This window comes from Thiosulfativibrio zosterae (assembly GCF_011398155.1).
GTDB lineage: Bacteria > Pseudomonadota > Gammaproteobacteria > Thiomicrospirales > Thiomicrospiraceae > Thiosulfativibrio > Thiosulfativibrio zosterae.
Window position 1 is genome coordinate 307,396 of sequence record NZ_AP021888.1, and the last position, 17,605, is coordinate 325,000.

General features: G+C 44.5%; 12 protein-coding genes (1 of these 12 cut by a window edge). 7 read left to right on the forward strand and 5 right to left on the reverse strand.

The genetic code is table 11. The features are described from left to right. Window positions 1-27 precede the first annotated feature (27 nt). Window positions 28-2,274: an EAL domain-containing protein gene (locus tag THMIRH_RS01185; RefSeq protein WP_173289967.1), complete on the forward strand. Its 2,247-nt coding sequence runs from the start codon at window positions 28-30 to the stop codon at window positions 2,272-2,274. Between the two features lie 319 nt (window positions 2,275-2,593). On the opposite strand, the gene THMIRH_RS01190 is transcribed toward THMIRH_RS01185, so the two are convergent. Next, window positions 2,594-3,628 carry an IS481 family transposase gene (locus tag THMIRH_RS01190; protein ID WP_173289970.1) on the reverse strand — a complete coding sequence of 345 codons (1,035 nt, stop codon included), beginning with the start codon at window positions 3,626-3,628 and terminating at the stop codon, window positions 2,594-2,596. Between the two features lie 155 nt (window positions 3,629-3,783). Between THMIRH_RS01190 and THMIRH_RS01195 the strand changes: the two genes are divergently transcribed. Beyond that, the gene (locus THMIRH_RS01195; RefSeq protein ID WP_173289972.1) at window positions 3,784-6,564 is read left to right on the forward strand and encodes a diguanylate cyclase domain-containing protein; all 2,781 of its coding nucleotides are present in this window, start codon (window positions 3,784-3,786) and stop codon (window positions 6,562-6,564) included. Between the two features lie 69 nt (window positions 6,565-6,633). Here THMIRH_RS01195 and THMIRH_RS01200 read toward each other — a convergent pair whose 3' ends face one another. The 3 genes from THMIRH_RS01200 to gpmI all read right to left on the reverse strand — a co-directional run bounded on the left by THMIRH_RS01200 (window position 6,634) and on the right by gpmI (window position 14,378). Continuing rightward, window positions 6,634-8,046 carry a glutamate synthase subunit beta gene (locus tag THMIRH_RS01200; protein WP_198415234.1) on the reverse strand — a complete coding sequence of 471 codons (1,413 nt, stop codon included), beginning with the start codon at window positions 8,044-8,046 and terminating at the stop codon, window positions 6,634-6,636. Window positions 8,047-8,058: 12 nt separating this feature from the next. Beyond that, window positions 8,059-12,537: a glutamate synthase large subunit gene (gltB, locus tag THMIRH_RS01205; protein ID WP_173289974.1), complete on the reverse strand. Its 4,479-nt coding sequence runs from the start codon at window positions 12,535-12,537 to the stop codon at window positions 8,059-8,061. Window positions 12,538-12,812: 275 nt separating this feature from the next. Next, a complete protein-coding gene (gene gpmI, locus THMIRH_RS01210) occupies window positions 12,813-14,378 on the reverse strand; it encodes a 2,3-bisphosphoglycerate-independent phosphoglycerate mutase (protein WP_173289976.1) in 1,566 nt (521 codons plus the stop codon). A gap of 141 nt (window positions 14,379-14,519) precedes the next feature. Here gpmI and THMIRH_RS01215 point away from each other — a divergent pair, with 141 nt between their 5' ends. Genes THMIRH_RS01215 through THMIRH_RS01230 form a run of 4 tightly spaced genes read left to right on the forward strand, consistent with a single transcriptional unit; the run spans window position 14,520 to window position 16,777 of the window. Further along, complete coding sequence (locus THMIRH_RS01215) at window positions 14,520-14,969, forward strand: rhodanese-like domain-containing protein (protein WP_173289978.1); 450 nt, start codon at window positions 14,520-14,522, stop codon at window positions 14,967-14,969. A 17-nt stretch (window positions 14,970-14,986) separates the two neighbouring features. Further along, window positions 14,987-15,241: a glutaredoxin 3 gene (gene grxC / locus THMIRH_RS01220; protein ID WP_173289980.1), complete on the forward strand. Its 255-nt coding sequence runs from the start codon at window positions 14,987-14,989 to the stop codon at window positions 15,239-15,241. A gap of 46 nt (window positions 15,242-15,287) precedes the next feature. Continuing rightward, a complete protein-coding gene (gene secB, locus THMIRH_RS01225) occupies window positions 15,288-15,731 on the forward strand; it encodes a protein-export chaperone SecB (RefSeq protein WP_173289982.1) in 444 nt (147 codons plus the stop codon). A 32-nt stretch (window positions 15,732-15,763) separates the two neighbouring features. Then, a complete protein-coding gene (locus tag THMIRH_RS01230; protein ID WP_243831463.1) occupies window positions 15,764-16,777 on the forward strand; it encodes an NAD(P)H-dependent glycerol-3-phosphate dehydrogenase in 1,014 nt (337 codons plus the stop codon). 13 nt (window positions 16,778-16,790) lie between these two features. Here THMIRH_RS01230 and THMIRH_RS01235 read toward each other — a convergent pair whose 3' ends face one another. After that, entirely contained in the window at window positions 16,791-17,258 is a 468-nt protein-coding gene (locus THMIRH_RS01235) for a tRNA (cytidine(34)-2'-O)-methyltransferase (protein WP_173289985.1), read from the reverse strand. A gap of 37 nt (window positions 17,259-17,295) precedes the next feature. Here THMIRH_RS01235 and THMIRH_RS01240 point away from each other — a divergent pair, with 37 nt between their 5' ends. Next, window positions 17,296-17,605: the 5' end (the start) of a dihydroorotate dehydrogenase gene (locus THMIRH_RS01240; RefSeq protein ID WP_173289987.1), read on the forward strand. The gene runs 638 nt beyond the window's last position; 310 of the gene's 948 nt are visible here — the first part of the coding sequence; the start codon lies at window positions 17,296-17,298; its stop codon lies beyond the right edge, outside the window.

Here is a 17,605-nt window from a genome sequence, read left to right on the forward strand (position 1 = left end):
CTGTTTTAAAACACACTGTGTCGTCAAATGAAAACAACAAACCTATCGCCTCTTGTCATACACCTGTTACAAGCCATGCTGGCAATTATGCTGTTGTTTGCAGTGATGGGTTCTTGTAAAGCACAGACCTCCCTAAAATTAACCCCAGAAGAACAAGCTTGGTTGGCGGAGCATCCGGTGATTAAAGTCGGCAGTATGTTGGCGTGGGAGCCGATTAGTTTTGTCGCAGAAATGCCAAAGGGCATCAGTATTGATTATTTTGAGCGGGTGAATGAACAACTGGGTGGTCGGTTAATTTTAGAGCCCGATCACTGGGCGGTGTTAATGAATAAAATTAAGACACATCAAATTGATGTCTTAATGGATGTTAGCCCCTTAGCTTCTCGTTCGGCAGATATGCTGTTTACCTCGCCTTATCTAACCATTCCCCATGTCATCATTGCTCAAAAGGGCGCTGAACTCTTTCGCAAACCAGAAGATTTAAACAATAAGGTCATTGCTTTGGAGAAAGGTTTTGGCAATGTTGAGTATTTTAAACGCCAATACCCCAAAGTATTGATTCACGAATACTTGTCAACCGCAGCGGCGCTTGAAGCGGTTTCGAGCGGCCTAGCCGATGCTTATGTGGGCAATCGGGCAGTGGCGATTTATGTAATGCAAAATAAGGTGATGCAAAATTTAAAGGTGCACTCCGTTATTTCCGGTACACAATCTATTTTGGCAATGGGGGTGCGCAGTGATTGGCCGATTTTACAAAGCATTTTGCAAAAAGCGCTTCATAATATAACCCCACAACAACAGCGCAAAATTTATGAAAAATGGATCGACAACGAATTAGAAAATGCGTTTCGTTTGAGAGTTGCTTTGCCTTATTTGGCAGGACTGCTGGCTTTGTTGAGTATTTTTCTGTTTTGGAGTCTGTATCTTAAAAAAAAATTAGGTTCGGTTCGCAAAACCCTACACACCCAAATGTATTTCGACCGAGTGACAGGCTTGGCCAATCGCTATTTATTTCAAGATAGGTTGGGCTCTGCGCTCAATCAAGCCAAACGCCAAAATGGCCATGTGTGGGTATTGGCTTGTCAGTTAAATGGCTTGTCACAAGTGCATAAATTGCAAGGTTCAGCGCAGGTAGAAGCCGTGTTGATGATGGTTTCGCAGTCTTTAACAGAGGTATTGCGCGATGTGGATACGATTGGCCGTTGGTCTGACGATGTGTTCCTGTTAAGTATTTCTGGTTTAGAAAATGTGACTGAAATTGAAGTGGTCATGGGGCGATTACAATGGGCTTTAGCCAATAATACCCAACTCAAACCTTACAGTGCTAATGTGTCATTCAGTTGGGGTGGATGCGTTTTTCCGGATGATGCACAAGACTTAGAGGAACTGATTTATCAATCCTTGTTAACCGCAGAAGAAGCGGGGCAAAAAGGGCGCAATGCCTATGTGTTTTATTCACCCGGTATTCATGAAGCGGTCACCCGCCGTGTGGCGTTAAACCAAGGTTTGGTCGGTGCCATAGAACGCGGCGAAATTCAGGTGTATTTTCAGCCGAAAATTCGTATTGCGACGGGCAAAATTTGCAGTTTTGAGGCGTTGGTGCGTTGGTTTCATCCGAACTTTGGCAGTGTGAGCCCTGAGGAGTTTATTCCCATAGCAGAGGAGAACGAGCAAATACTGGCTTTAGGGGAATATGTTTTTCAAGTGGCGATTACTGAGGCACAGCAATGGATATTGGATTTCCCTGAGATGTCGTTAAGTTTGGCATTGAATTTATCACCAGTGCAGTTAAAGTCGGCAGATATTTTGGCGTTTATCGAAAGCCAATTAACGCGGATAAACTTTGATAAAGGGCGTCTTGAAATTGAAATTACCGAAGGCATTTTGCTCGCAGAAAAAACCTTGGGCGCTTCTAAGCTGTTTGACTTAAAAGCCTTAGGGCTTAAGTTGTCGATGGATGATTTTGGTAAAGGGTATTCTTCATTGAGTTATTTGCGCCGTTATCCATTTGATGTGATTAAAATCGATAAAGAATTTATTGATGATTTAGACACCAATCAAAGTAATCAGCAATTGGTCTTGTCCATTATTGCCCTAGCCAAAACCATGAATTTAGAAGTGGTGGCCGAAGGCGTCGAAACCCAAGCACAATTAGACTTCTTAAAGCGCCATGGCTGCGATATTGCGCAAGGGTTTTATTTTAGTCCGGCTGTGGATGCGCAAACCGCTAGACAATTCTTAACAAAAGACACGCTTTTACCCCCGACCCTTTGATGTTAAGTGGTTAACTAAGCGTTTAACTAAGGGGTTTTGCCTCTTGGTGTGGTCACAATATTTGCGCTATATCAATTTTTACCGCAACTATCCCATCTTTAGGTTGTATGAGACTTAAGATATCGCTAGAGTAATGTTACTTATAGGTACATTGGAAAACCGACGGAATGGCTGACCTTCTTAAAAACTTAAAAACCTCTAAAGGGTTGTTATTTTTATTGCTAACCGCTGCGGGCTTAGCGGGTAATTACTTTAAGTGTAGAAATTCAGACTTCATCTGACAGTTCCCCGTTTTTTATGAGTGTCTGTCAGTTTAAGTTTAAGCTACGAACTTTTCAGCCCATATCTTTTTGCCATCTTCCAATGTTTCCATTGGTGTTCTTCCACAACACATTTTACCTTGATGAGTTCTGTGATGGTTGTAAAAATGAATCCACTCATCCAGGTCCGTTTGAAGTTGTTCAATTGATGTGTAAATCTTTTTGCGGAAAGTGATTTGGTAAAACTCCTGCAAAATGGTTTTGTGAAAGCGCTCACAAATGCCATTGGTTTGCGGTGATTTGACTTTGGTTTTAGTGTGCTCAATATCATTTAGCGCCAAGTATAATTGATAATCGTGCTGCTCCGCTTTACCACAATACTCAGTGCCACGGTCAGTCAGGATTCTGAGCATGGGCAGTTCGTGTTGCTCAAAAAATGGTAGCACTCGATCATTAAGGGTATCTGCCGCTGTTATCGGTGTTTTGGTGGCATAAAGCTTAGCAAACGCTACTTTTGAGTAGGTATCGACAAAGGTTTGTTGATAGATTCTGCCAACACCTTTTAAGGTGCCAACATAGAAGGTATCTTGCGAACCCAAGTACCCTGGATGGGCAGTATCAATTTCACCGCTGACTTCATCGTCATGCTTTTTCTTTTCAAGGGCTACGACCTGCGCTTCGGTCAGAATAATGCCGTCGTTGGCAACCTTGTCTTCTAAAGCTTTTAAACGGTCTTTGAAGTTAGCCAGTTCATTTCTGATCCAGATACTGCGCACGCCACTAGATGAAACGAATATACCGAGTTTTCTGAGTTCATTGCTTGCTCTAAGTTGACCGTAAGCAGGATAGTCAATCGCATATTGAATAACGGCTTGTTCAGTTACTTCATCTACTCGGTTTTTAAGGTTGGGTTTCCGGCGGGTTTTATCGATTAGAGCATCAACACCACCGTCATCAACGGCAGCTTTATAACGATAGAAAGTATCTCGAGATAAGCCCATTACTTTGCAGGCTTTTGAAACATTGCCAAGTTCTTCTGCAAGATTGAGTAATCCGACTTTATGTTTGATGATTTTTTGATTAGTATTAATCATGTGAGTTTCCTTTGTTTTGATTTTGATTAGACACCTAATATCAAAACGGGAAACTTGCTCTTTTTCAAGAGCAGTGTCAGATGAAGTCGTGACTTTTACACTTTAAGTTTCCACTCTTTCTGAATATCGATTTTCTATTCGGCAGTATCTTTGCCATGTTGGTGTTGCAATTTATGGGCTTTACGCGCGCCCTATTGGCAGCCGCCATCATTTCTAGCTATACCTACATTCTTTGGAATCACCCCTATGCCATCATTATCATGACGGCAGAACTCTTGGTGGTGGGCTATTTATACCAGCATCGCAAAATGGGGCTGGTCATTGCCGATTTACTCTACTGGCTGTTGCTGGGATTGCCCCTAGTGGCGCTGTTTTATTATGGGGTTATGCAGTCTTCTGTTGATAATACTCAAATCACCATGATGAAACAGGCGGTCAATGGCTTAGCGAATGTGATTTTTGCGCGTTTGATATATATGGGTTATGGGTTTTTCTATCGTAAGCACCGTTTTCAATTTCGGGAAGTCATTTATAGTTTATTGGCTTTTTTTGTCTTGTTCCCCGCATTGTTTATGATGGCGCTGGAAAGTCGGGTCGATTATCAGCGTATCGATGATTCCGTGCGCGCTGAGTTAATCACCGAAAAAGAGAACAGTTTAAGATTTATCCACCACTGGATTGAAAATCGACAAGGCGTTATTGCTCACTTAGCCAGCAAAGCGGCGCAATTACCTCCCCAAGAAATGCAAGCTTATCTGGATTTGGTGCGCCAGTCAGATGCTAACTTTTTACGCTTGGCTTTGGTTGATGAAAGCGGTAAAAGTATGGCATTTTCTCCCATGATTGACGACCTAGGTCATAGCAATTTAAACAAAGATTTCTCTGATCGCTCCTATATCCCACTTTTAAAAACGCATCTAAAACCTATGTTGTCGGAAGTCTTTTTATCAGCAACCGGTCGGCCTGAACCTATCGCTTTAATGTTGGCGCCGATAGTGGTGAATGGACAATATCATGGATACATCTCAGGCGTTTTGCGTTTAGAAGAAATTAAATCTTCGTTGATGGATAACCTTAATTTCACGCTGTTGGATAAAAACAATAAAGTGATTCTCTCCGTGCGAGCAGACCAAACCACTCTGCAACCGTTTAACTTAGAGCAGGGACAATTTTTTGAGGTAGATCATCAGGTTAAGCAATGGGTGCCCAAGCTGCAAGCGAATATGCCCATTTCACAACGTTGGAAATATTCCAGTTATGTCACTGAGTTTCGGGTGGGCGATTTTTCGGAATGGCGTTTAGTGATAGAAAAACCCATAGCCCCTTTTCAAAAAGAACTGTTCAACAACTATACTCAAAAATTTACCATCTTATTTTTTGTGCTGGTGTTTGCCTTAATTTTTGCCAAAGTATTGGCGCGCAAAGCCACCGCATCAATCAGCAGATTAAACCAAATTACCGATAATTTACCGGCTAAAATTGCACATAATAACCAGGGTATTGTGTGGCCAAAAAGTGGGCTGATAGAAGCTCAGCAGTTGATTGGTCATTTCCAAGAAATGGCCAAGTCATTAGAAGGCAAATTTCACGATATATCCGAGCTGAATGCTTCTTTAGAAGAACGCATCGTACAGCGTACCCTAACGCTGGCGCAAAAAGAGGGCAGTTTACGCACCTTAATTCATTCGATTCCAGATTTGGTTTGGATGAAAGATATGGAAGGTCGATATCTGATGTGCAACCATCGTTTTGAAGCATTTTTTGGGGCGACAGAAGCGGAAATCGTGGGGCGCACAGATTATGATTTTGTGGATAAAAACCTGGCGGACTTTTTTACAGAAAATGATCGAGCCGCCATCCTCAAAGGTCAAAGTGTTAATGAGGAGCAGGTTACTTTTGCCAGTGATGGACATCAAGAGTTACTCGAAACCACCAAAGCGGTCATTTTAGACGCACAAGGACGAGCGCTGGGTGTTTTGGGTATAGGGCATGACATTACCGAAAGACACAAAATGGAATCAGAGCTGCGTATCGCGGCCACGGCTTTTGATTCGCAAGAAGGCATGATGGTGACCGATGCCAATCAAGTGATTTTGAGAGTCAATCAGGCCTTTACACAAATTTCAGGCTTTAGTGCCAAAGAAGCCATAGGCAAAACTCCTCGTCTAATGAAATCTGGGCGCCATGATAAAGTTTTCTATCAGGATATGTGGGCAAGTATTCTTGCTACCGGATCTTGGCAGGGCGAAGTGTGGAATAAGCGTAAAAATGGTGAAATTTTCCCCCAATCACTCAATATTACCGCTGTTAAAGATGCTAAAGGGCAAACAACTAACTATGTTGCCAATTTGATGGACATTACCCTGCGCAAAGCCACAGAAGAAGAGATTAATCGTCTGGCATTTTACGATGCCTTAACCCAGTTACCCAATCGTCGTCTATTACAAGACAGACTCAATAAATCGCTTGAAAGCTGGGCACGGCATCATCAAATTGGTGCGATTATGTTTATCGATTTGGATAACTTTAAACAGATTAACGACACCCTAGGACATGATATGGGCGATGTCCTATTAAAACAGGTTGCGCAGCGTTTAACAGCCAGTGTGCGTCTTGAAGATACCGTGGCGCGTTTGGGGGGCGATGAGTTTGTTATTTTGTTTGAAAACTTAGGTGAATTTCAGCGTTTTGCCAAAGAGCATATCGATGCCATCGGTCAAAAAATACTCAAAGCGTTAAATCAGCCCTTTGAGTTAGGCGAAGACAGCTACACGAATACACCCAGTATCGGAGTTGCTTTCTTCAATACCTCCTCCAATTCAAGCGAATTGTTGCGCCAGGCGGATATTGCGATGTACCAAGCCAAAGAATCGGGTAAAAACAAATTGTGCTTCTATGACCCTGACCAAAACAGTGGCTTGGCTGAGACCCATTAACCTGGTTTTTTGGGGCAATAAAAAACCGCAACAAGTGCGGTTTTTCTTTGGCGGTAAAGTTGTTCTAGATTAAACCTCTAGGTAATCTAAAATCCCTTCAGCGGCTGCACGACCTTCGGCAATGGCATGAACCACTAGGCTTGAACCACGCACCATATCGCCGCCGGCAAAGATTTTTTCATTGCTGGTTTGGAAAGGGTATTGCGTGCTTTCAGCAGCCACGACAGTTTGCCAATCGGTTAGGTTGATGCTGTAATCTTTAAACCAAGCCGGTGGATTGGGTTGGAAGCCAAACGCCACAATCACCGCATCACAAGCAATGATTTGCTCTGAACCTGGAACGGTTTCAGCGCGTTGACGACCTTTTTCATCCGGTTCACCCATGCGGGTTTCAATCACTTTAATTCCGGTCACTTGTCCATTTTCACCGATGACTTCAACCGGCGCTAGGTTAAACTTAAACTTCACGCCTTCTTCTTTGGCGTTTTTCACTTCGGCACGCGAACCTGGCATGTTGGCCTCGTCACGGCGATACACACAAAACACTTCCGCGGCACCTTGACGAATCGAGGTACGCGTACAGTCCATGGTGGTGTCACCACCACCTAACACGACAACACGCTTACCTTTCATCGATACAAACGGCTCTGGGCTTTGAATCATTTTAAGTTCATGTTTAACATTGCCGATTAAGAAATCCAAGGCTTTGTAGACTTGAGGTAGGTCTTCGCCGGGGAAACGACCCGCCATGGGCTTGTAAGTTCCCATGCCTAAGAAAACTGCATCATAGTCATTAAGTAGGGTTTCAAAGGCAATGTCTTTACCGATTTCGGTGTTGCAATGAAACTCCACGCCCATGCCTTCTAAAATAGCACGACGCTTTTTAACCATTACTTTATCGAGCTTGAATTGTGGAATCCCAAAAGTCAGCAGACCACCAATTTCTTGTTCTTTTTCAAAAACGACAGGCTTAACACCATTACGAATCAAAATGTCCGCACAGCCCAAACCAGCAGGGCCAGAGCCAACGATGGCGACTTTTTTGTCAGTCATCACGATGTCAGATAGGTCTGGCGTCCAGCCCATTTCAATCGCGGTATCGGTGATATATTTTTCAACCGCACCGATGGTCACCGCACCAAAATTGGTGTCGTGGAGCGTACAGGCTTGTTCACACAAACGGTCTTGCGGACAAATACGACCACACATTTCAGGCAGTGAGTTAGATTTGTGCGATAACTCAACCGCTTCCATAATATTGCCTTCCGCCACCAGTTTTAACCAGCTTGGAATATAGTTGTGTACCGGACAAGCCCATTCGCAATAAGGGTTGCCACAATGCAAACAACGGTCTGCTTGTGCCATGGCAGCTTTTGGATCAAAAGGCGTGTAGATTTCAACAAAGTTGGTTTTACGCTCTTGCGCATCCAACTTGGTTGGCAGTTGACGATCAACTTCTAAAAATTGTCTTACATTTCCCATGATTCTGCTCCCTTAATTGCCATCGCGGCTGTTGGCAAATAGGCCTAATAATTGATCTATGCCAATGGCTCGTGATTTCACCAGCCAGAAGTTGTGTAGGTAACGACTAAAATCGTTTAATACTGTTTTACCGTAAGCACTGTCGGTTTTGGCGACATACTCGGTGAGTAATTCTTTTAAGTAAACGCGGTAGGCTTCGGTTGACTCGGTATCAATACGAATCACTTCAACCATTTCTGGGTTAACGCGGTCTGCGAGCGATCGGTTTTCATCCAAAATGAAAGCCATACCACCAGACATACCGGCACCAAAGTTAACGCCCACTTCACCTAAGCTGACAACAACACCGCCTGTCATATACTCACAGCCGTGGTCGCCCAAACCTTCAACAACTGCGGTTGCCCCAGAGTTGCGCACGGCAAAACGCTCACCGCCGGTTCCATTGGCAAACAGCTTACCGCCTGTGGCACCGTATAAACAGGTGTTACCTACAATTGGCGTTGTATGAGGGTCAAAGGCTGATCCTTTTGGTGGACGAATAACCACTTCACCACCGGCCATACCTTTACCGACATAATCGTTGGCATCGCCTTCAAGGTGCAGGTTTAAACCATCCACGTTGAAAACCCCAAACGATTGTCCGGCAATACCAGTAAGTTTAAGGGTAATAGGGGCATCTTTCATGCCGTTGTTGCCATAACGCTCTGCGATTTCACCTGCAACACGCGCACCGATTGAGCGGCCAGTGTTAATCAGTTTAAATTCAAAAGTACCGCCAGTTTTGGCTTCAATGGCTGGCAAAGTGGCTGCAACCATTTCTTCTGCAATATTACCTTTATCCCAAGGATTGTTGCGTTGCACTTGTACCGTTTGAGGTTTGTCTGCAGGTACGCCACCATCTGACAAGAAGGCAGATAAATCAATGTTGCGTTGTTTGTCGGTTAAAGGGTTGTCAATGACTTTGAGTAGGTCGACGCGCCCCACCAATTCACCTAATGAACGCACACCTAATTTGGCCATCCACTCACGGGTTTCTTCGGCCACAAAACGGAAATAGTTCATCACCATTTCAGCTTTACCAATAAAGTGATCCTTACGCAAACGCTCATCCTGAGTGGCAACACCCACTGCGCAGGTATTTAAGTGGCAAATACGCAAATATTTACAACCCAAAGCAACCATGGGTGCAGTACCAAATCCAAAAGACTCGGCACCTAAAATGGCAGACTTAATGACATCTAAGCCAGTTTTTAAGCCACCATCGGCTTGCACAACAACTTGTCCACGCAAATCATTGGCGCGTAATACTTGATGCGTTTCAACCAAGCCCATTTCATAAGGGTTACCTGCATATTTCACCGAGGTTAGAGGAGAAGCGCCTGTACCACCGTCATAACCTGAGATGGTGATTAAATCCGCATAGGCTTTAGCAACACCGGCGGCAATCGTTCCAACGCCAGGTTCGGCAACGAGTTTGACCGATACTAAGGCATTAGGATTGATTTGTTTAAGGTCGTAGATTAACTGCGCCAAATCTTCAATCGAATAGATATCGTGATGAGGTGGTGGAGAAATCAGGGTTACGCCAGGTACAGAATGACGCAATTTTGCAATGGTCATATCTACCTTGTGACCAGGCAACTGACCACCTTCACCGGGTTTTGCACCTTGAGCGACTTTGATCTGTAAAACTTCGGCATTTCTAAGGTAGTGAGCCGTGACTCCAAAGCGCCCAGAAGCGATTTGCTTAATTTTAGACATTTTATTGGTGCCATAACGCTTAGGATCTTCTGCGCCTTCACCTGAGTTAGAGCGAGCACCTAGACGGTTCATGGCTTCTGCGAGCGCTTCGTGCGCTTCGGGCGATAGGGCACCCAAAGAAATACCGGCTGAATCAAAGCGCTTATAAATGGCTTCTAGAGGTTCTACCTCGCTGATGTCAATGGCTGTTGTGTCTTTAAAGGTGATTAAATCACGCAAAGTCATCGGCGCACGGGTATTAACCAATTCACGGAAAGTATCGTAATAGCGTTGTTCACCGGTTTGTACGGCATTACGCAAGTTTTCAACCACATCGGGGTTATAAGCGTGAGCTTCACCGCCGTGAACATATTTTAACAATCCACCTTGGTCAATCGATTTGCGTGGGTTAAACGCCATTTTCGATAAAGTGATTTGATCGGCTTCTAAATGGTCAAATTTAGTCCCTTCGATGCGCGTTGGCGTACCTTTAAAACATAGGTCAACAATTTCACGGCTCAAACCAACGGCTTCAAATAACTGGGCACCACGGTAAGAGGTGATGGTTGAAATCCCCATTTTTGAAAGGATTTTCAATAGGCCTTTGTTAATCCCTTTACGGTAGTTTTTGATGTAATGGCTGGATTTATGAGCGCTGGATAATTCTTTGGTGCGCACCAAATCTTCAATGGCTTCATAGGCCAAATAAGGGTAAACCGCCGTTGCACCGTAACCAAATAACACGGCAAAATGATGTGGGTCACGCGCCAAACCAGTTTCAACGATGATGTTGGCTTCTGGGCGTAAACCTTCTGAGATTAAACGATGGTGTACCGCACCGGTAGCCATTGCTGATGGGATACTGATCAACCCTTTTTCAATGTTCAGGTCAGTTAAAATCAACAAAGTCACGCCATCTTTAATGGCTTGCACCGCTTGGTCGCAAACATTGACGATGGCTTGTTTTAGATTGCACGATTCAGCGTTGTAATGCAGCGAAATTTCACGGTTTTGGTAGTCATCATGAACCAGACCTTTCAATTCTTTCATCATAGAAGGCGATAGAATCGGTGATTGAACTTCTAAACGGCGCGCATGCTCAGGGCCTTCTTGGAACATGTTCATTTCACGACCAAAACAGGTATTCAGCGACATAACGATGCTTTCACGCAAGGGGTCAATCGGAGGATTGGTGACCTGTGCAAACATTTGACGGAAGTAGTCAAAAATAGAACGCACTTTTAACGAGAAGACAGGCAGTGGCGCATCATCGCCCATAGAGCCGGTGGCTTCCATACCCGATTCAGCCAAAACACGAATGATTTGGTCGCGCTCTTCAAAAGACACTTGGAAATATTTTTGGTAGGTATCTACTTGTTTGCTGTCCCAACCGCGTGCGGATTCTTCAGAATCTAGACGCTCTTCAAGGTGCATATAACCCTTGTCCATCCATTCACGATAAGGTTTAGCGGCTTTTAAAGCATCGTCAATTTGTTCTGGTTTTAGGAAAGTACCGGTTTCTAAATCGACGGCAACCACTTGTCCTGGTTTTAGACGACCTTTTTCAACCACATCTTCTGGCGCGTAGTTATAAACCCCAATTTCAGAGGCGAAAGTAATATGACGGTCTTTGGTAATGACATAACGCGTTGGGCGCAAACCGTTACGGTCAACCCCACAAATCGCGTATTTACCGGTGTTGATAACCATACCGGCTGGACCATCCCAAGGCTCCATGTGCATAGAGTTGTATTCTAGGAATGCTTTTTTGTCTGGGTCCATGTGTGGCATATTCTGCCAAGCTGGCGGAATCAATAAGCGTAAGGCTTGAAATACCGGCATATCACCCATCATCAAGACTTCTAGCATGTTGTCTAAAGAATTAGAGTCAGAACCTGACTGAGCAACCAAAGGCTTTAACTGCGAAAGTTCAGGAATTAAAGGTGTTTCAAATTTGCTTTGACGCGCCAATGCCCAATTACGGTTGCCGCGAATGGTGTTTAACTCACCATTGTGCGCCAAGAAACGGAATGGCTGCGCTAAACGCCATTGTGGCATGGTGTTGGTTGAAAAGCGCTGGTGATAAGAAACCAATGAAGATTCAAATTTTTCATTTTTTAGGTCAAGGTAAAACTCAGCCAATTCGCGTGGCATAACCAACCCTTTGTAAGATAGCAATTGGCTGTGCAAAGAGGTGATGTAGAAAGTATCATCATTTGGCTCAATCGCCATTTCGGTTTTGCGGCGTGCCACAAACAGACCACGGTTGAAATCCGCTTCGCTCATATTGGCAGGCGCATTAACATAAAGGGTTTCTATTAAGGGTTCCATGCCAGCGGCTTGTGCACCCAACACGCTTGAATTCACGGGCACTTTTCTCCAGCCAGCAATCGTTAAGCCTTTAGCCACGATTTCGTTTTCAAGGGTGGTGCGAGCCAATTGCGCTTTATTCGCATCTTGGCTTAAGAAGATAATTCCAGCGGCATAGAGGTCAGCAATGCTAAAGCCTAAGCTAGCGGCTTCTGAGCGCAAGAAGGAGTCAGGTTTTTTAAACAATAAACCACAACCATCGCCGGTACAGCAGTCGGCGGCCACCCCACCACGATGCGTCATGTTCGATAACGACTCGATCGCAGTTTGAACGGTCCAGTGACTGGCTTTATCGTCCATTTGGGCAATGAGTCCAAATCCACAGTTCTCTTTTTCGAATTCTGGCGAATAGAGACCTTGTAATTGGTTCAGTGAGTTCATAGTTAATTCCTGTTAATATTCTGATACTTAGGCATCATAAGCTAAGTAAATGCTTGTTACACTTAGCAGCCGCAACCTTTTTTATAAAGGCGTGCGTAGGCGCCTTAAAACGGAAAAGGGTGCGAGATTATACTGTTATTGGTTTTTAAAATCAATGAATCCGCATCCTTGCGGGGTGATTAAGCATGACCCAGAAAAGTCATTATAACGATTATTTGAGGTGAAATTTGACCAGGCCTGGTTAAAATTAGGCCTGGTTTGGGGTTTTAAAACGCTTATTTTTTAATGCAAATGCTGGTGCCAGTCATTTCTTCTGGCTTAGGGATGTCCATTAATGCCAAAAGCGTTGGGGACACATCGGCCAAGATGCCGCCTTCACGCATGGTAATGTTTTGGTTGCCAACATAAACAAATGGCACAGGCAAGGTGGTGTGAGAGGTTAAGGGTTCACCGGTTGAAGGTTCAACCATCATTTCCATGTTGCCATGGTCAGCAGTAACCAATAAGTCTCCGCCAGCGGCTTGCATGGCGGCCACAATTTTTCCTAGCGCTAGATCAACCGCTTCTGCCGCTTTGATACAAGCCGGAATCACGCCAGTGTGACCCACCATGTCTGGGTTGGCGATATTACAAATAAAGGTATCGTATTGGTTAGATTCTATGGCCGCAACCAACTTTTCGGTGAGCTCTGGTAAGCTCATTTCGGGTTGCAAGTCATAGGTGGCGACTTTGGGTGAATTGATTAGGGTGCGATCTTCATTTTCGTTAGGCTGTTCAACGCCACCATTAAAAAAGAAGGTGACATGAGCGTACTTTTCGGTTTCGGCGATGCGCAGTTGCTTTAAGCCTAGCTTAGAAACATATTCCCCGTAGGTGTTAAGGAGTTTGGTCGAGCGATAAGCGACTAGAACACCAAATTTTTCAAAGGTCTTTTTGTATTCTGTGAGGGTAACAAACTCTGACAGAATAGGGGCGTTGACTTTATGAAACTCAGAGAAATCTTCATTAATAAAGGCTTCAGTCAACTGGCGGGCACGGTCAGAGCGGAAGTTCATGAAAATAACAGAGTCACCGTCTTGAATTTTGACGGATTCTGCGCCGGCGGCTTTGATTTCGGTGGCTTGCACAAATTCATCATTTTCATCACGCGCATAGGCCGCTTCAACGGCTTGTGCGGCTGTTTCGGCAGTAAACTCACTGATGCCCGCTGAAATAACATCGTAGGCTTTTTTAACACGATCCCAACGGTTATCGCGGTCAAGCGCAAAATAACGCCCAGTGATAGACACGATTTTGGCTTTTGGATAGGCTTTTAAAAAATCTTCCAGTTCGGCAATATAAATCAGTGCGCTTTGAGGAGCAGTGTCGCGACCATCGGTAAAGGCATGAATAAACACTTCGGCACCGCGTTCGCACGCCAGCTTAATTGAGGCTTTAATGTGGTTGATGTGAGAATGCACGCCGCCATCTGATAACAGCCCTAAAATGTGCACTTTCTTTTTACGGCTCACGGCGGTGTCGATGGCTTGTAGGAGTGAGTTGTTATTAAAAAAGCGACCGTCGTCGATGTCTTTTTGAATGCGAGTCAGTTCTTGGTAAACAACTCGCCCAGCGCCTAAGTTCATGTGGCCGACTTCAGAATTGCCCATTTGTCCGTCTGGCAAACCGACATTCATACCAGAAGTAAAGATAGTGGTATGAGGGTGGTTTTCTAAAAGTGCATCCCAGTTAGGTGTGTTGGCCATGGCGATGGCATTGTTTTCGGTTTCTTGGCGATATCCCCAGCCATCTAAAATAAGAAGGCCAGTTGGGCGGTGTTTGATAGTGGGCTTGTGGCTCATGAATTTGAATCCCCATTAAAAATATTTATAAAATTGGATTTATTGTAACCAGTTTCACTGTTAAAATCACTAGACTTTGAAAATGACAAACCACTCTAAAAGGCTTTAAAGCTGTTTTGGGGTACGAATTGGGATAAAAAAATGTTTATAGAATTTGTTGAACAACAGGCCTTGTTATTTATCGCGCTGGCCGTGGTAACCGCAATGCTGATTTATAGTTATGTCGGTGATAAGTTGGCGGGTTATGAGTCGGTGGGTGCTGACGAAGCGGTTCGTTTGTATAATCAAGATGCGTTGGTGTTGGATGTGCGCACCGAAGCAGAATATCGTGGCGGTTTTATTGGTGAAGCGCAAAATATTTCGTCATCCGAGATAGCGGCAAAAATTGGATCGCTGAGTTCACGCAAAGCAGATCCCGTTTTGGTTTATTGCCAAAGTGGCGCTCGCTCGGCGGGGGTTGCTAAGCTGTTGGTAAAAAATGGTTTTCAAAAAGTCTATAACCTTAGCGGTGGCATTATGACTTGGAAGTCTGCTGGTTTACCAACCAATACGCCGCGTTCTTTGAGAAAGCAGAAAAACGAAAAAAAGTAATTCAAAAGGATTTGAAAATGGCCAATATCATGTATTCAACCAACAGTTGCCCCTATTGCAATATGGCAAAACGCCTTCTAGATGCTAAAGGTGTGCAGTACGAAGTGATTGATGTGACGGGAAAGCCTGCGTTATGGGACGAAATGTCCGCCAAAACAGGGCGCAATACCGTGCCACAAATTTTTATTGGCGAACACCATGTGGGTGGTTTTGATGACTTATCAGCCGCAGATAAGCGTGGTGAGTTGGATAAGTTGCTTGCAGCTCAGTAAGTGGCTTTGTAAGCAGTTAAATAAATTAAACAGTTAGGAAGTTAGCATGTCGGAAGTACAAAAGGTTTTTCAAATTCAAAAAATTTACACTCAGGATGTTTCTTTTGAATCTCCGAATTCGCCTGCCGTTTTTACCAAAGAATTTCAACCACAGCTTGATGTGGATTTAAGTGTCGATAGCCGTCAGTTAGAAGAAGGTGTTTTTCATGCGTCAGTGCGCGTGACAGTGACGACTAAAGTAGAAGATGCCATTGCGTTTGTATGCGAAGTAAAACAAGCGGGTATTTTTACCATTGTCGGCTTTGATCAAAATGAATTAGGGTATTTGCTGGGTTCACAGTGTCCAGCGGCTTTATTTCCTTATGTGAGAGAAGCGGTGTCTGATTTGGTGGTGCGTGGTGGTTTCCCACAATTATTATTAGAACCGGTTAATTTTGATGCGATGTTCGCTGAGCACGCACAGCGTAAGCAAGCTGAAACAGCTTCCTAAACCCTTGCGATGAATTCAAAAGGATTGTTTTTTTGAAGTCACAACGCATTGCGGTTTTAGGCGCGGGCGCCTGGGGAACTGCTTTGGCGATTCACTTGGCAAAAGTTGGCCATAGCGTTAACTTATGGACTTATCGTGCTGAGCAAGCTCTGCAAATGCAAGCCAGTCGTCAAAATGTCACCTATTTAAAAGACATTGTTTTCCCAAGCGGATTAAATGTGACGGCGGATTTTGGTGAAGCACTTAAGGATGCGGATGCAGTGTTGGTGGTCGTGCCAAGCCATGTATTTAGAGAAACGCTCACTGAGCTGGCAAAACACACGCTAACACCTAATTGTCATATTGCTTGGGCGACCAAAGGGTTTGAAATCAGTTCTGGGCAGTTATTGCACCAGGTGGCGCAACAGGTGTTGGGCAAGGATGCACCCATTGCCGTGTTATCTGGGCCAACCTTTGCCGTTGAGGTGGCTAAGGGCTTGCCAACCGCAATGGTGAGTGCCGCATTTGAAGAATCTGAAGCCTTGTATTGGGCGCAAGCCTTTCAAAATGAACGCTTTAGAATGTATACCCAGTCTGATATGACGGGCGTTGAAGTTGGCGGTGCTTACAAAAACATTATGGCGATTGCCACTGGGTTGAGTGATGGATTGCACTTAGGTGCTAATGCCAGAGCGGCACTCATTTCGCGTGGTTTGGTGGAAATGATGCGTTTTGGTCAAGCCATGGGAGCACAAACCGAAACGCTGATGGGTTTGGCAGGTTTGGGCGATTTGGTGCTCACTTGCACGGATGATTTGTCCAGAAACCGTCGTTTCGGGCTAAATTTAGCCAGGCCTGGTCAAAATACCGATTCGGTAATTGCGCAAATCGGCCAAGTGGTGGAAGGGGTTAAAGCCGCTAGAGCAGTCAAGCAAATTGCTTTGGCTAAAGGGCTTGATTTGCCGATCATGATGCAGGTGCTGGCGATTATAGAAGGTGAGATTGCACCGGCCGATGCCGTTAAACAACTGATGTCGCGTGATGCAAAGGCCGAAACGGATTTTTAAACCCTTTAAAGATTCATGAAAGGTTCATGTTAAAACTGAGCTGGCGCCAGGCTTCATAAGCCATCACAGAAACCGCATTGGCCAAGTTCATACTGCGACCACCCGGTATCATCGGAATGGTGAGGCGTTGAGATTCTGGTAGGCTTTCAATAATGTCTTTTGGCAGACCGCGAGTTTCAGGTCCAAATAAAAAGGCATCGTTATTGACGAATGTTTGCGCAGTGTAATATTGCGTGGTTTTGGTGGTTAGGGCGAATACTCGGTTGGGCTTAACGCTTTGCAAACAAGCTTCCAGAGATTCGTGTTCATAAAGATGCGCCAATTCGGCATAATCGAGCCCCGCACGGCGCACCTTTTTTTCGCTCAAGTCAAACGCATAGGGTTTGATGAGGTGTAAATGTGCTCCCATATTGGCACTGAGGCGAATCAGTGCGCCGGTGTTTTGTGGGATTTCGGGTTCGTACAGAATGATATGTATCATAAAATTAACTTTTTAAACTTTATTTAGGTGAAGTCCGTTGACAGATTTATCCGTAGACTTATGTGGTATTCATTTTAACAATCCCATTGCCATGGCGTCTGGTAATGCTGGTTACGGCATAGAATACCAAGCTGTGTCGGGTTTTTCCAATCGAGATGTGGGCGCTGTCTTTTTAAAGGGCACAACTTTATTACCTAAGTTGGGCAATAAGGCTGAGCGCGTGATGGAGTCGCCCTATGGATTGCTGAATTCTATCGGCTTACAAAATCCTGGAGCGCATAAAGTTATCTCTGATTATTTGCCAAAGCTCAATCATGATGAATCGCGTTTTATTATTAATGTGTCGG

Bases quoted from the DNA above. Each gene is read 5' to 3' on its own strand.
- THMIRH_RS01200 (WP_198415234.1), bottom strand. From the start codon at position 8,046: ATGGGAAATGTAAGACAATTTTTAGAAGTTGATCGTCAACTGCCAACC.
- THMIRH_RS01235 (WP_173289985.1), bottom strand. From the start codon at position 17,258: ATGATACATATCATTCTGTACGAACCCGAAATCCCACAAAACACCGGC.
- THMIRH_RS01190 (WP_173289970.1), bottom strand. From the start codon at position 3,628: ATGATTAATACTAATCAAAAAATCATCAAACATAAAGTCGGATTACTC.
- THMIRH_RS01185 (WP_173289967.1), top strand. From the start codon at position 28: ATGAAAACAACAAACCTATCGCCTCTTGTCATACACCTGTTACAAGCC.
- gpmI (WP_173289976.1), bottom strand. From the start codon at position 14,378: ATGAGCCACAAGCCCACTATCAAACACCGCCCAACTGGCCTTCTTATT.
- gltB (WP_173289974.1), bottom strand. From the start codon at position 12,537: ATGAACTCACTGAACCAATTACAAGGTCTCTATTCGCCAGAATTCGAA.
- grxC (WP_173289980.1), top strand. From the start codon at position 14,987: ATGGCCAATATCATGTATTCAACCAACAGTTGCCCCTATTGCAATATG.
- secB (WP_173289982.1), top strand. From the start codon at position 15,288: ATGTCGGAAGTACAAAAGGTTTTTCAAATTCAAAAAATTTACACTCAG.
- THMIRH_RS01215 (WP_173289978.1), top strand. From the start codon at position 14,520: ATGTTTATAGAATTTGTTGAACAACAGGCCTTGTTATTTATCGCGCTG.
- THMIRH_RS01195 (WP_173289972.1), top strand. From the start codon at position 3,784: ATGTTGGTGTTGCAATTTATGGGCTTTACGCGCGCCCTATTGGCAGCC.